Here is a 14,015-nt window from a genome sequence, read left to right on the forward strand (position 1 = left end):
GACATATGAATGCACATTCATTTATAATTACTTATGAAGAGTTATTCATGTGTATTGCAAGGAGGGAAAGAAAATGAATAAAGATTATCGATTAGATGGCTTAGATTGTGCAAATTGCGCAATGAAAATTGAAAAAAAAGTACAGACAATTGAAGGTGTGAAGGAAGCAAATGTAAACTTTACTACTGGTAAGTTGCGAATTGTTGCAAACGAAGCAGATTTAGCAACAGTTGAAACGAAAACGAAGCAAGCAATTAAAGAAATCGAACCGGATGTGGCGGTTAGTGAGATTACAAATAATCACCAAGACGGAGACGGACATAATCATGAGCATGATAATAGTCGAAATGATTTGCTTCGTATTCTTATCTCTGCATTAGGAATGGGCCTTTTGATTTGGTTCTCGCCAACTGGTATTGTTCGCCTAATTGGTTATCTCCTTATTTATGGATTAATTGGTTTTGATGTAATAAAAAAAGCTGTTATGAATATAACCAAGGGTCAGATTTTTGATGAAAACTTTTTGATGGCGATTGCGACAATTGGTGCAATGATTATTGGCGAATATCCTGAAGCAGTTGCTGTAATGCTATTTTATCAAGTAGGTGAATATTTCCAAGGATTTGCGGTCAAACAATCACGAAGATCTATTCGTGAACTGATGGCCATTCGCCCCGATACAGCCCGTGTCCAAACTTCTGAAGGCTGGAAGAATGTTTCACCAGAAGCAGTTGAGTTAGGACAACAAGTCTTAATCAAGCCTGGTGAAAGAGTCCCACTAGATGGAAAGATTATTGAAGGTGAATCTATGGTTGATACTTCTGCCTTAACTGGAGAATCTGTTCCGCGGAAAGTAACCAGTGGAGAAATGATTCTCAGCGGTTTTATCAATAAAAATCAACCTATCGTAATGAGTGTTGAGAAAACTTATGGTGAATCAACAATCAGTAAGTTATTGGAATTAGTTGAAAATGCTAGTAGTAAGAAAGCACCAGCCGAAAATTTCATCACTAAATTTGCGCGTTACTATACACCAATCGTAGTTGTTTTAGCGGTATTGTTAGCAATTGTGCCACCATTAGTGGTTCCTGGTGCCGTATTCTCTGAATGGATTTATCGAGCATTGACGTTCTTAGTTATTTCTTGTCCTTGTGCTTTAGTGATTTCTGTCCCATTGAGTTTCTTTGGTGGGATAGGTGGCGCAAGTAAGATTGGGGTATTGGTTAAAGGAAGTAACTACCTTGAACTACTTGCAGAAACAGAAACAGTCGTTTTTGACAAAACGGGGACGTTAACTAAAGGTGAATTCTCAGTTCAAACAATTGAAACAACGATGGATCAAACAACTTTTATGCAATATGTAGCGAGTGCCGAACAATATTCTACACATCCAATCGCTCAATCAGTCTTGGCTGCTTACCAAGGTCCTTTATTGGTAAGTGAACAAGTAGAAGAAATTGCTGGTGAGGGAATCTCAGCAGTGATTGATGCTCATGATATTTTAGTTGGTAATCAGAAATTGATGGCACGTAAACAAATTGCATTTTCTACGAGTGAAGAAGTTGGGACATTACTTTATGTTGCGATTGATCAAAAATATGTCGGCGTCCTATTGATTGCAGACGCACTAAAAGAGGATGCAATTGAAACAATGAATAAGTTGAGAAAAGCTGGCGTCAAAGAAACAGTCATGTTGACAGGTGATGCGAAAAAGATTGCTGATTCTGTAGGTAAAAAAGTAGGAATTGATCAAGTTTATAGTGAATTGCTTCCTCAAGATAAAGTTGACAAATTAGAAATGATTCTTGCAAAAAGTTCTGGCAAAGTAGCTTTTGTGGGTGACGGAATCAATGATGCTCCCGTTTTAGCAAGAGCAGATGTCGGAATCGCCATGGGCGGATTAGGAAGCGATGCGGCAATTGAAGCAGCTGATGTTGTAATCATGAACGATGAACCTTCAAAAATTGCAGACGCGATGCGAGTAGCTCGTAAGACATTACGAATTGTAAAACAAAATATTGTCTTTGCAATTGGTGTGAAAGTTCTAGTTTTACTACTTGGTGCATTAGGCTTTGCCTCAATGGGTGATGCTGTTTTCGCAGATGTCGGGGTAACGGTGATTGCTGTTTTGAATGCAATGAGATGTTTGCGAGTGAAAAAATTAAATGAATGAATATTGATAAATTAAATATGCGTAAAAAAGTTTTGTTATCGCTCTAAAAAATAACGTATGTTCGAATCCAAGAGATCACTGTTGCTGGTCTCTTGGATTTTTTTCATGTAATTTTAAAAGAAGTCGCAGCAAACAAAAATGTATTTTCATTTTTCAGAAAATTATGTCTTGCAAGTATCATAAGACGAAAACTTTTTGAACAAAAAATATTTTTCTGGTTTTATGATGAAAAAATAATTTTAAAATGATGTGTTTATGATAAAAGAATGCACACTTAAAATAACAAACTATTGCGACAGTTAAAAAAAGTGATTATTATTACATGGTGCAATAGATACTTTATATCAAAGGAGAGAGACAATGAACGACAAACAACTGCGCTGGTTCACAGTTGCATTGATTGCATTCAATATGGTCTGGGGTATGGGAAATGTTGTGAATAACTATGCACAACAAGGGATTTCCGTTATTACTTCTTGGCTATTGATTCTTGCAATCTATTTTATTCCTTATGCTTTGATTGTTGGCCAATTAGGTTCAACATTTAAAGATAGTAAAGGTGGCGTAAGCTCTTGGGTTGAAAATACAACTTCCAATAAACGACTAGCTTATTACGCTGCATGGACTTATTGGGTTGTGCATATTCCTTATTTGGCACAAAAACCACAAGCAATTTTGATTGCCGCTGGCTGGGCAGTCCAAGGAAATGGAGATATCGTGAATACGATGTCTGTTCAATTAGTTGCTATTATTTCATTAGTAATCTTTTTAGCGTTCTTATACTTATCAACTAAAGGATTATCAACATTGAAAGTAATCGGTGGATTAGCAGGAACTGCGATGTTCGTGATGTCATTACTATTCATCTTACTAGCAGTGACAGCACCATTCATCAATCCAACAATGGAATTTGCTACACCACATATGAATCAAGTGAAAACATATATTCCGACATTTGATTTTAGTTACTTCACAACCGTTTCAATGTTAGTTTTCGCAGTAGGTGGAGCAGAAAAAATCTCTCCTTACGTAAACTCAACAAGAAATCCTGCAAAAGAATTTCCAAAAGGAATGATTTTCTTAGCAGCAATGGTTGGTGTTTGTGCAGTATTAGGTTCAGTTGCAATGGGTATGCTATTTGCAAGTGACAATATTCCCAAAGACTTAATGGCAAATGGTGCTTACAGTGCCTTCCAAATTTTAGGTAATTACTATGGAATTGGAAATGCACTAATGATTATCTATGCGTTAACAAATATGGTTGGGCAAATTTCTGCTTTGGCCTTCTCAATTGACGCGCCACTAAAAATCTTGTTAGCTGATGCTGATCCAGAGTTCGTACCAAACTGGTTGCGTAAACGTAATCGTAAAGGGACTTTGGTCAACGGTTATTTCTTAACAGGGATTTTAGTAAGTATCATTATCTTACTACCAATTTTCGGTATCAAAGACATGAATGAATTAGTTAAATGGTTGACTAACTTAAACTCAGTTGTAATGCCAATGCGTTATCTATGGGTATTCTTGGCTTACATGATGTTGAATAAAGCATATAAAAAATTCACTTCAGAGTATAAATTTGTTAAGAATCCTAAAATCGGTTATATCTTCGGTGCATGGTGTTTTGCATTTACAGCATTTGCTTGTATCTTAGGTATGGTTCCAAAAATCGAATACGCAGCTGATCCAAAAGCTTGGTGGTTCCAATTGATTTCAAATATCATTACACCAATTGTGTTGATTTTACTAGGAATGATCTTACCTGCGATTGCACGTCGTGATAAGAACAAAGAAGTTCCTGTATCAGAAACAATTCCACAAGCATAATTCAGTAATTAAGTAATAAAAGTGAAAGAATAAGTTGCCATAGGGTCTGACAAGCTAACTAGTGATTAGTTTGTCAGATCCTATTTTTTTGTGTATCGTAAAAACTATACATATTCATAAGTAGGAATGAAATCAAGAAAATAGAGAGGGAGGATTTATCAATGAATTATTTGATCATGGGCAATTCTGGTTCAGGGAAGTCAACATTTGCTCGGAAACTTCAACAAGTAACAGGAGCCAGTTTATTGCCACTGGATTTTTTGTGGCATCAAACAGACTATAGCGAAGAGGCTCAAATTTGGTTTCAGGCAGAGCAAGAAAAGTTTATCCGCACAAATGAAAACTGGATCGTGGATGGCAATTATTTAGGAACAAGTGACTTACGGTTCCAACATGCGGACATACTTATCCTCTTAAAAGTACCACGTCTACTGTCCTTGTTTCGAGTAATTTCTCGTTCAATCAAACGAAAAAATAATCCAGATTCTAGACCAGATATGCCAAAAACATTTCAGGAAAAATTTGATCGAGAATACTTAGATTTTCTTCTCTACATTTGGCGATTTCCCAACAACCAAGCAGTGAGACTAGAACAAATTTTGCAGGAGCAACCCAATGAACTACAAGTAATCATTCTAAAAAGCAAAAGAGATCAAAAAATTTTCTTTCAAAAATTAATCGAGCAAAAAAGAAGTAAAGAGAGTTGACAGTTTTTGTTTACAGTTGTAAACTAAGTTTGTCTTTAAAGATTACAAGTGTAAACGAAGAGGGGTGAAAGCAATGGTAAAAACGAAAATGCCTGTTAAAATTAGTGATTCTGAGTGGGAAGTAATGCGAGTGATTTGGACATTGAACCAAACGACTGCGCAAGAGATCACTCAAATTTTAGCGGATTCAATGGACTGGAAAGCTGCTACTGTCAAAACGTTACTGGGCCGACTAGTGAAAAAAGAAGTTGTGTGGACGCAGCAAGAGGGGAAAAAATTTATTTATCATCCGGCAGTTTCTGAAATGGAAACGGTTCGTAGCGCAACAGAAAATTTATTTTCACATATTTGTGCAAAAAAAGTTGGTGAGACGATTGCTGACCTAGTGGAAGAAGCCACTTTGACACAAGCAGATATCGATAAAATTATGGAACAGTTGCAACAAAAAGAACCAGTGGCAACAATTGCTTGCAATTGTATCCCCGGACAATGTACGTGTAAATCATAAGGAGGAATTTAGGATGAAACAACAATTTTCAATTCAAGGTATGAGCTGTAATCATTGTGTAGCAAAGGTTGAAGAAACACTTCAAACATTACCAGGTGTTCAAAAGGTAAAAGTAAATCTGAAAAAAGCGAAGGGCATGGTCAAATTCGACGAAAGTCAAATTCAATCAGACCAAATCAAAGAAAAAATTACAGCACTAGGATATCCTGCAGAGGTGATTGAATGACTGAAACACCACAAATGACTACCTTGGTGATTACTGGTATGACTTGTGCAAACTGCTCTGCACGAGTGGAAAAAGAATTAAAAGAACAACCAGGAGTGATTTCGGCAACGGTCAATTTAGCAACGGAAAAAGCAAGTGTCAAATATGCTGAGACTTCTTCTGAGGCATTGATTCAAAGTGTCGAAAAAATTGGGTACGGCGCAATTTTATATGACGAAGAACACAAACAAAAAATTGCTGAAGAAAAAAAAGCGTACTTACGAAAAATGAAACGAGATTTATTTTTAAGCGCACTCTTAACTTTTCCATTAATGGCATCAATGATTGCCATGGTGTTAGGAAATCATGGCGCACTTGTTCAATTTTTCCATCAACCAATGGTCCAACTGCTTCTGGCATTTCCCGTCCAGTTTTACGTAGGTGCACGTTTTTACCAAGGTGCCTATCATGCACTGAAAACCAAGGCACCAAACATGGATGTTTTGGTCGCTCTTGGAACGACTGCTGCTTTTCTATTAAGCATTTATAACGGATTTTTTTCAAGTACAACCAATGATTTGTATTTTGAAAGTAGCAGTATGATCATCACCTTGATTTTATTAGGAAAATATTTAGAGCATACAGCCAAAAGCAAGACAGGCGATGCTATCAAGCAATTGATGTCGCTACAGATGAAGACAGCTCAGAAATTAGTTGATGGTGTCGAAGAAACGATTGCGATCGAAGACGTTACAGTGGGAGATTGTTTAGTGATTCGCCCTGGTGAGCAAATTCCGACAGATGGGAAAATCATTTACGGAAGTAGTGCGATGGATGAAAGCATGTTGACAGGGGAAAGTTTGCCGGTGGAAAAACATCTTGGTGACGCCGTTTTTGGAGGAACAGTGAATACGACTGGTCTAGTACAAATTCAAGTTTCCCAAGTCGGTAGTCAAACCGTGTTAGCTCAAATCATTCAAATGGTAGAAGATGCCCAAGGAAGTAAGGCACCAATTCAACAAATTGCTGACCGTATTTCTGGTATTTTTGTACCTGTAGTCTTAGTTGTTGCTTTCTTTACGTTGGTTTTAACTGGATGGCTTACAGGTGATTGGCAATTGGCTTTGATTCACAGCGTATCCGTTTTAGTGATTGCTTGTCCTTGTGCCTTAGGATTGGCAACACCAACAGCAATTATGGTTGGAACAGGTGTCGGCGCACGAAATGGTATTTTGATTAAAGGCGGCGAAGCGTTAGAAGAAGCGGCGGGACTTACGAGTATTTTATTAGATAAAACAGGAACGATTACACAAGGAGCACCTCAAGTAACTGATGTGATTGGTTCAACAGAAGTTGTTAAACTCTTTCATAGTTTGGAACAAGCTTCCGAGCATCCTTTAGCAAAAGCAATCAATGATTATAGCAAAAAAAACGGGATTGCTCCTTATGAAGTGAGTGAATTTACTGCACATCCGGGCGCCGGAATCAGTGGGAGAATCAATCAGCAAGAATATTTTGCTGGGACAAAAAAACGCTTAGCTCAATTAAGCCTATCAGTTGCGTCATTGGAAGAACAAGCGCTACACTTAGAACGAGAAGGAAAAACAGTCATGTATTTGGCTGATGAGAAGCAAGTTTTAGGATTGATTGCAGTAGCTGATGCAGTAAAACCAGAAGCAAAACAAGCAATTGCAAAACTTCAAGCACAAAAAATCGAAGTGTACATGGTGACGGGTGACAACAAACTTGCTGCTAATGTGATTGGTAAACAAGTAGGGCTTGATTCAGATCATATTTTTGCGGAAGTACTGCCAGATGAGAAAGCCGCTTATGTTCAACGATTACAACAAACGGGTCAGAAAGTCGGCATGGTTGGTGATGGAATCAATGATGCCCCAGCTCTTGCTTTAGCTGATGTTGGTTTAGCGATGGGAAGTGGAACGGATATTGCCATGGAAACAGCGGATGTTACTTTGATGAATAGCAATTTAATGGCTGTTGAGCAAACGATTGACCTATCTCGTGCTACGTTGAAGAAAATCAAACAAAATCTTTTTTGGGCTTTTGTTTACAATACAATTGGGATTCCATTTGCTGCGTTTGGTTTGTTGAATCCGATTATCGCTGGTGGCGCGATGGCATTTAGTTCAGTCAGTGTGCTACTTAATTCATTGAGTTTGAATCGAAAAATGAAAAAATAATTGAAGTGAAGAAGGGATCGAGATGAAAGAATCAGAAAAACAGAATGAATTGTCGAAACACGATCATGAAAAAATGATGCAGGATCAGATGTCTCACGATGAGCAGCATTCAGCGAGTCAGGAGGCTCATGAAAAGCAAGAAATGGACAAGCAAAAGCATCAGCATGATATGGGTGGGATAGATCACTCGAAGCATGAAGGAATGAATCACGAACATGATATGAGCGGAATGGATCATTCAATGCATGGACATATGCATGACCACGATATGGGTGGGATGGATCACTCCATGCATATGGGGAATTTTAAGCAGAAATTTTGGTTGTCCCTTGTTTTAGCTATTCCAATCATTCTTTTGTCACCAATGATGGGCTTGGAACTGCCTTTTCAAATCAGCTTTCCTGGTTCTGAATGGGTTGTCCTTGTTTTAGCTACGATTCTCTTTGTTTATGGTGGTCAACCATTTTTAAGTGGTGCCAAAATGGAATTAGAGAAAAAGAGTCCGGCAATGATGACCTTGATTGCAATGGGGATTTCTGTTGCATATATTTATAGTTTGTACTCTTTTATCGCGAATTTAGTTAACCCACATGCACATGTGATGGACTTTTTCTGGGAATTAGCTACTTTAATCGTCATTATGTTACTGGGCCATTGGATTGAGATGAATGCTGTTTCAAATGCAAGTAATGCGTTGCAAAAGCTAGCAGAGTTATTGCCTGAATCAGTTAAGCGAATCAAAGAAGATGGGACGGAAGAAACAATTTCTTTGAAAGAAGTTCATGAAGGTGATCATCTAGTCGTACGCTCAGGAGATAAAATGCCGACAGATGGCATCATCATCAAAGGAAATACGATTGTCGATGAATCAGCTGTTACGGGTGAATCAAAAGGAGTCAAAAAACAAGTTGATGACCGCGTAATTGGCGGATCAGTCAATGGTGAAGGCACGATTGAAATCAAAGTTACGGGTACAGGTGAAAATGGATACCTTGCGAAAGTAATGGAAATGGTTCGTAAAGCACAAAGTGAAAAATCAAAATTAGAATCTTTATCAGACAAGGTTGCTAAGTGGTTGTTTTACGTTGCGTTGATTGCAGGGATCTTAGCATTTATTATTTGGCTAGTTGTTGCCGATTTACCTACCGCGTTAGAACGAATGGTGACGGTCTTTATTATTGCGTGTCCCCATGCACTAGGTTTGGCAATTCCTTTAGTTGTAGCTCGTTCAACATCAATTGCTGCAAAAAACGGCTTGCTGTTGAAAAATCGCAATGCTTTAGAACAAGCCACTGATTTGGATGTCATCATGTTAGATAAAACCGGAACCTTGACGCAAGGAAAATTTACGGTCACAGGTGTTGAAATGCTAACTGATTCTGTAACGAAACAGGAAGCACTTGAAATGATTGGTGCGCTAGAAGCAAATGCCAACCATCCATTAGCAATCGGGATCATGAGCTATCTGCAAGAGCAAAAAATTACACCAGCTAAAGCTGAAAATTTGAAAAATTTAGCAGGTGTTGGCTTAGCTGGCACGGTGAACAATCAGGAAGTCAAAATCGTGAATGAAAAAGAAATCAAACGACTTGGCTTCGTTGTAAAACCAGAGTTACTCCACAGTTATCAAGAACAAGGAAATACGATTAGCTTTTTACTTTTAGCAGACCAATTGGTGGCAATGATTGCACTAGGTGATGTCGTGAAACCAGAAGCAAAACAATTTATCCAAACATTGAAAGATCGCAAAATCACACCAGTCATGTTGACCGGTGATAATGAAAGTGCTGCTCAGGCAGTAGCACATTATTTAGGAATCGATGATTTTTATGCGGGATTGTTGCCTGATGATAAAGAGAAAATCGTGCAAAATTATTTGCAACAAGGTAAAAAAGTCATTATGGTTGGTGACGGGATCAATGATGCACCAAGTCTAGCTCGTGCAACAATCGGTATGGCAATTGGTGCCGGAACAGATGTGGCAATTGATTCAGCAGATGTCGTTTTAACCAATAGTAATCCCAATGATATTTTGCATTTCTTAGATTTAGCAAAACAAACAAGAAGAAAAATGATTCAAAACCTTTGGTGGGGAGCAGGCTACAATATTATCGCAATTCCTTTGGCTGCCGGGATTTTAGCGCCAATTGGTATTTTATTAAGCCCAGCTGTTGGTGCTGTCTTGATGTCACTCAGCACAGTCGTAGTTGCTTTGAACGCGTTGACTTTGAAAATCAAATAAGTTAGATAAACCAAGGGGTGATGAGCTTAGGCCATCACTCCTTTTTTGATTAATCCAAAGCTTGTTTGAAATAATCGTGCTTTAGCTTCAAGCTCGATTTTTACTTTTTCAATTTCTTTTAATGAAAGTGTTTGACTTTCGTGGATTTTCTTTTTCGACTTTTGTAAAAGTTCACTCATTTGTAGAACCTCCATTCATACAAAAATAATTAGTTAGGTACCGAATTATTTTCTTGTTTCGATTATAGTTCGGTACCTAACTATATGTCAAGAAGTTTTCTAAAAAAGAATAGATTAGATGTGAACTACATAAAAATTTTGTGGACGCTTTGGGTTCTTTGTTATACTTTAATAGTGACTCTTCAGATGATCATCCTGAAGTGTAAGGAAGTGGGGAGGAAAATCACTTGGTAGAAAACATAACGACCAAAAGCTTGGGACTACGAAAACTTGGACATAAATTGAGCCAATTGATTATGCCAAACCTAAGTATTTTTATTGCTTGGGGATTTCTTTCTTTTCTAACGCCTTATTTTTCTGGAGAATTAGCCCAGAGGCTGAATGAAGTGAGCGAGTGGATGCTTCATTTGTTATTACCGATTTTGATTGGTTATCTAGGTGGGAAAATTACTGGAAATCAACGTGGAGCAATTGTTGGCGCAATTGCTACGCTAGGAATCATTGTTGGTTCAACTGCGCCACAAATTGTGGGAGCCATGATTATGGGAACGTTAGCAGGAAAAGTGTATGATTTTTTTGAAAATAAAGTTAAAGAACAGTTTACGATTGGATACGAGATGTTGATTCATAATTTACTTGTAGGAATCATCGGTGGTGTATGTTGTCTGCTGGGAATGATTGTGATTACGCCTCTCATTTCTTCGGTTAGCCAAATGATTTCACAAGCTATTCTTTGGTTGACGGAAATGAAAATGCTTACGTTAGCTCATGTCTTGTTGGAACCACTCAAAGTATTGTTTTTTAATAATATTATCAATCATGGAATTTTGACACCACTTGGCATTGAATTTACTCAACAAGAAAACTCATCAATTTTATTCTTGATGGAGGCGAATCCGGGGCCTGGGATTGGTGTGTTGCTTGCGATTCTTTTTCAGGGAAGAAGAGAAACCAAAACCAATGCAGGGAGTGCGCTAATGATCCAAGCTATTGGTGGTATCCATGAAATTTATTTCCCTTTTGTATTAATCAAACCAAAACTTGTATTGGCAGTCATTTTGGGCGGTGCTAGCGGAACCTTTCTGTTTCAGTTATTGCATGTAGGGTTAAGTGCGCCAGTCTCACCGGGCTCATTAATCGTTATTTTGACGAATACGCCGACAAATCAGCTTTTAGCCGTTAGCTTTGGTATTTTAGTGAGTATTCTAGTGACGTTTAGTTGTGCATTGTTTTTACTAAGGAAAGAAGCAGTGAATGTTGAACAAGAAAAGTCAAATGATGAGGAACGTGAAGAAATGCAACTAGCGAAAAATAAAAAAATTATCTTTGCTTGTGATTCGGGAATGGGCTCAAGTGCGATGGGTGCTGCGCTATTAAAGAAACAACTACAAGTCGCAAACTTACCTGCAAGCGTTGATTATGCTTCGATTTATCAAGTCAAAGATCAACCAGATCAACTAATTATTGTTCAAAGTGAACTGACAGTGCTCGCACAACAGCAAGCACCAAATAGCCAAATTCTCTCCTTGGATCACTTTTTGGAAGTAGAGAATTCTTTACCAAAGATTAAAAGCTTTCTTTTAACAACTACTCACATGGAGAAATCCGCAGAAATTGCCATAGAAATGGACAGAAACGAAACTGAAAAGGTTGTGTTTTTATACGCTGAAAATATTCGAGGCTCACAAACGATGGGCATGACGATCCTAGCACAATTAGCGAAGAAACAGGGACGCTCACTTTCCATTAGCAAGCTACCAATTGAACAGTTAGTAGGCGAAAAAGAAACCATTTATGTTGCTACAACTGCTTTCTTCCACAAGTATCCCCAGTTAGCAGAACTCTCCAAGATTGTTTTAGTTGAACATTTCGTTTTAACAACAACCTATGAACAATGGATGAAAGGAGGAGTTGAGCATGTACTTGTCCACAAGGGAAAAACAATTGATTAGTGAGTTGTTACACAGTTCCACACCAGTGTCCGTAGATCGAATGATGACGGTCTTAAAAGTTAGCAAGCGAACAGTTTATCGTGAGCTAGATCAGTTAGCTTTATCGTTGAAAGCAGTTGATGCGCAATTAAAAAAAGTAACGCGTGGTTCGTTCTTGATTGATGCGACAACTGAAACCAAGTCGAAACTATTAGCAGAAATCAATGATGAAGGTGGCGAAGAGCTTTCGACATTGGAGCGACAACATGCGATTTTATTAGCGATTTTATTGACAGCACAGCCGTTGAGTTTAGCACATTTTTTGGAAACTTATTTAGTCAGTAATACAACATTTTATGCAGATATCAAGCAACTTGAAGCAAGTATCGAACACTTGCCTTTAAAAATTGTTCGTAACCAAGGATATGAAATCGTTGGCCCAGAAAAATATCGACGTTTATTGGCGGCGAATGTGTTGGAATTGGAAATTAATGAATATGAATTGTTTCATCTGATGAAAGAACAAAAAAGTTCAAATTATTTTTTTCAATTTATTCAGTTAGAAAATTTCTTTTTAGTGAGAAAGATGATTAGTGAAGAGCTGATTGGCAAAAAAAATGAGCTGAGTGACCGCAAATTAGCACATCTGATTTTGATATTGACGCTGACGATGGATCGGGTGAAAAAAAATCAGTTTTTGACGAATGAAACATATTTAGGTTTAGCCAATAAAGAGTTTTTACAAATCGCCAAGCGACTTTTTGCTATTATCGGAAAAGAAAGCCAACAACTTTATCCAGTGAATGAAATTGTCTTTTTTGCAAGTTTGTTGAATGATTTTTCTAATTCATTTGATAAAGATTTCTTTGATGAACATTTTGATACACAGCTTGCTTATCTAGTAAAACAGCTGATTACATTAGTTAGCGAAGAAACAGATGTACGTTTTTATGAAGATGAAAGCCTTTATAAAATGTTACTAACACATTTGTCTGGGGTATTTTCTCGAGCGATTTTGCAAGAAGAAACGTTGACGAATCCGATTCTTGAAAAAATCATGGTTCAATACGAGGAACTGACTACCGCCATTCGATCCGCAGTTAATCAAGTCTTTCAAGAAAAACAGTTATCCAATGAAGAAATTGCCTATATGGTTTTACATTTTGCTAGTTCACTTGAACGTAGTCCAAAAGAAAGTTCGATCCGTATTGCCGCTTTTTCTCCAAGTGGTTTGGCCTCAACTAGTATGCTAGAAATGCGCTTGAAACGGTATTTTCCTTCGATTAGTCAACTGGAATTTTATCGGATTGCAGATATCAAAAAAGTAAATCTTAAAAAAACATATGATGTGGTCATTTCGACTTCCATTTTACCGGGATACACAGGAAATTATTTGTTGGTGTCACCCTTATTGTTAGAAGATGAAATCAAACGTTTGAAACAAGCTTTTCAAAAAGTGAGAAGCGCTCATCCTTTGCCAGCAGAAAAAACGACTACATCTGAGCCAATTTTAGCAGATCAATACGAACAAACTTTAGCTGTGATGGAAAAAATCAATCAGTTACTTTCTCGCTTTTTTATTCAAGAAATCAGTAATGAAGACAAACTAAGTGAGATTATAAAGCAGGTTCTTTCTTTTTTACCAACGAATTTACTTACAGATGAAAAAGACGTCCAAGAAAAATTAATGCGACGGTATCAACAATCACCAATTGGGATTCCTAAAACAACTATGGGCTTGTTTCACACATCTAGTTCAGCAGTGGCAGCTCCAGTTTTTTGTATCTTCGAGTTGAAGCAACCAATCACAATTGAAGGAATGGACAAGCAATCAATCACGCTTGAACGAATGATGCTAATGCTCGCTCCCTCACCAATTGAGGAAACAGATAGCCGCTTACTAGGAAAAATCAGTGCAGCAATGATTATGAATGACTTGAACTTAGAAATTTTTCAGTCAGGTAATCAAGCAATCGTCTATCAATTGTTGGCAAAAATTTTGATTGATGAGATGAAAAAGTAAAGGAATGAAAAAAGAAACG

10 protein-coding genes are annotated in these 14,015 nt (G+C 37.6%); 9 read left to right on the forward strand and 1 reads right to left on the reverse strand.

Features of this window, described 5'->3' with window-relative positions:
• Nucleotides 1-73: 73 nt before the first annotated feature.
• From IGJ93_RS03795 to IGJ93_RS03825, 7 genes are all read left to right on the forward strand, one after another.
• Nucleotides 74-2,173: a heavy metal translocating P-type ATPase gene (locus IGJ93_RS03795; RefSeq protein ID WP_411372637.1), complete on the forward strand. Its 2,100-nt coding sequence runs from the start codon at nucleotides 74-76 to the stop codon at nucleotides 2,171-2,173.
• A gap of 360 nt (nucleotides 2,174-2,533) precedes the next feature.
• Nucleotides 2,534-4,000: an amino acid permease gene (locus tag IGJ93_RS03800; protein ID WP_067483942.1), complete on the forward strand. Its 1,467-nt coding sequence runs from the start codon at nucleotides 2,534-2,536 to the stop codon at nucleotides 3,998-4,000.
• Between the two features lie 161 nt (nucleotides 4,001-4,161).
• Nucleotides 4,162-4,707 carry a topology modulation protein gene (locus IGJ93_RS03805; RefSeq protein ID WP_071869142.1) on the forward strand — a complete coding sequence of 182 codons (546 nt, stop codon included), beginning with the start codon at nucleotides 4,162-4,164 and terminating at the stop codon, nucleotides 4,705-4,707.
• Between the two features lie 73 nt (nucleotides 4,708-4,780).
• Nucleotides 4,781-5,215 (forward strand): CopY/TcrY family copper transport repressor, encoded by a 435-nt coding sequence (locus IGJ93_RS03810; protein WP_067483945.1) that lies wholly within the window; start codon nucleotides 4,781-4,783, stop codon nucleotides 5,213-5,215.
• A gap of 13 nt (nucleotides 5,216-5,228) precedes the next feature.
• Nucleotides 5,229-5,441 (forward strand): copper chaperone CopZ, encoded by a 213-nt coding sequence (gene copZ / locus IGJ93_RS03815; protein ID WP_067483947.1) that lies wholly within the window; start codon nucleotides 5,229-5,231, stop codon nucleotides 5,439-5,441.
• Nucleotides 5,438-7,621, forward strand: coding sequence for a heavy metal translocating P-type ATPase (locus IGJ93_RS03820; protein ID WP_071869141.1), 2,184 nt, complete (start codon nucleotides 5,438-5,440; stop codon nucleotides 7,619-7,621). The genes copZ and IGJ93_RS03820 overlap by 4 nt, the downstream gene beginning before the upstream one ends.
• Nucleotides 7,622-7,643: 22 nt before the next feature.
• Nucleotides 7,644-9,863: a heavy metal translocating P-type ATPase gene (locus IGJ93_RS03825; RefSeq protein WP_376016103.1), complete on the forward strand. Its 2,220-nt coding sequence runs from the start codon at nucleotides 7,644-7,646 to the stop codon at nucleotides 9,861-9,863.
• 26 nt (nucleotides 9,864-9,889) lie between these two features.
• On the opposite strand, the gene IGJ93_RS03830 is transcribed toward IGJ93_RS03825, so the two are convergent.
• Nucleotides 9,890-10,042: a hypothetical protein gene (locus IGJ93_RS03830; protein ID WP_169819337.1), complete on the reverse strand. Its 153-nt coding sequence runs from the start codon at nucleotides 10,040-10,042 to the stop codon at nucleotides 9,890-9,892.
• A 296-nt stretch (nucleotides 10,043-10,338) separates the two neighbouring features.
• Here IGJ93_RS03830 and IGJ93_RS03835 point away from each other — a divergent pair, with 296 nt between their 5' ends.
• Entirely contained in the window at nucleotides 10,339-11,994 is a 1,656-nt protein-coding gene (locus IGJ93_RS03835; RefSeq protein ID WP_082904095.1) for a PTS transporter subunit EIIC, read from the forward strand.
• Entirely contained in the window at nucleotides 11,960-13,996 is a 2,037-nt protein-coding gene (locus tag IGJ93_RS03840; protein ID WP_430597010.1) for a BglG family transcription antiterminator, read from the forward strand. The genes IGJ93_RS03835 and IGJ93_RS03840 overlap by 35 nt, the downstream gene beginning before the upstream one ends.
• Nucleotides 13,997-14,015 lie beyond the last annotated feature (19 nt).

Origin of the sequence: Enterococcus sp. DIV0174 (genome assembly GCF_050529065.1) — a bacterium.
Taxonomy (GTDB): domain Bacteria; phylum Bacillota; class Bacilli; order Lactobacillales; family Enterococcaceae; genus Enterococcus_B; species Enterococcus_B thailandicus.

Bases quoted from the DNA above. Each gene is read 5' to 3' on its own strand.
- IGJ93_RS03840 (WP_430597010.1), top strand. From the start codon at position 11,960: ATGTACTTGTCCACAAGGGAAAAACAATTGATTAGTGAGTTGTTACAC.
- IGJ93_RS03825 (WP_376016103.1), top strand. From the start codon at position 7,644: ATGAAAGAATCAGAAAAACAGAATGAATTGTCGAAACACGATCATGAA.
- IGJ93_RS03820 (WP_071869141.1), top strand. From the start codon at position 5,438: ATGACTGAAACACCACAAATGACTACCTTGGTGATTACTGGTATGACT.
- IGJ93_RS03795 (WP_411372637.1), top strand. From the start codon at position 74: ATGAATAAAGATTATCGATTAGATGGCTTAGATTGTGCAAATTGCGCA.
- copZ (WP_067483947.1), top strand. From the start codon at position 5,229: ATGAAACAACAATTTTCAATTCAAGGTATGAGCTGTAATCATTGTGTA.
- IGJ93_RS03805 (WP_071869142.1), top strand. From the start codon at position 4,162: ATGAATTATTTGATCATGGGCAATTCTGGTTCAGGGAAGTCAACATTT.
- IGJ93_RS03800 (WP_067483942.1), top strand. From the start codon at position 2,534: ATGAACGACAAACAACTGCGCTGGTTCACAGTTGCATTGATTGCATTC.
- IGJ93_RS03835 (WP_082904095.1), top strand. From the start codon at position 10,339: ATGCCAAACCTAAGTATTTTTATTGCTTGGGGATTTCTTTCTTTTCTA.
- IGJ93_RS03810 (WP_067483945.1), top strand. From the start codon at position 4,781: ATGGTAAAAACGAAAATGCCTGTTAAAATTAGTGATTCTGAGTGGGAA.
- IGJ93_RS03830 (WP_169819337.1), bottom strand. From the start codon at position 10,042: ATGAGTGAACTTTTACAAAAGTCGAAAAAGAAAATCCACGAAAGTCAA.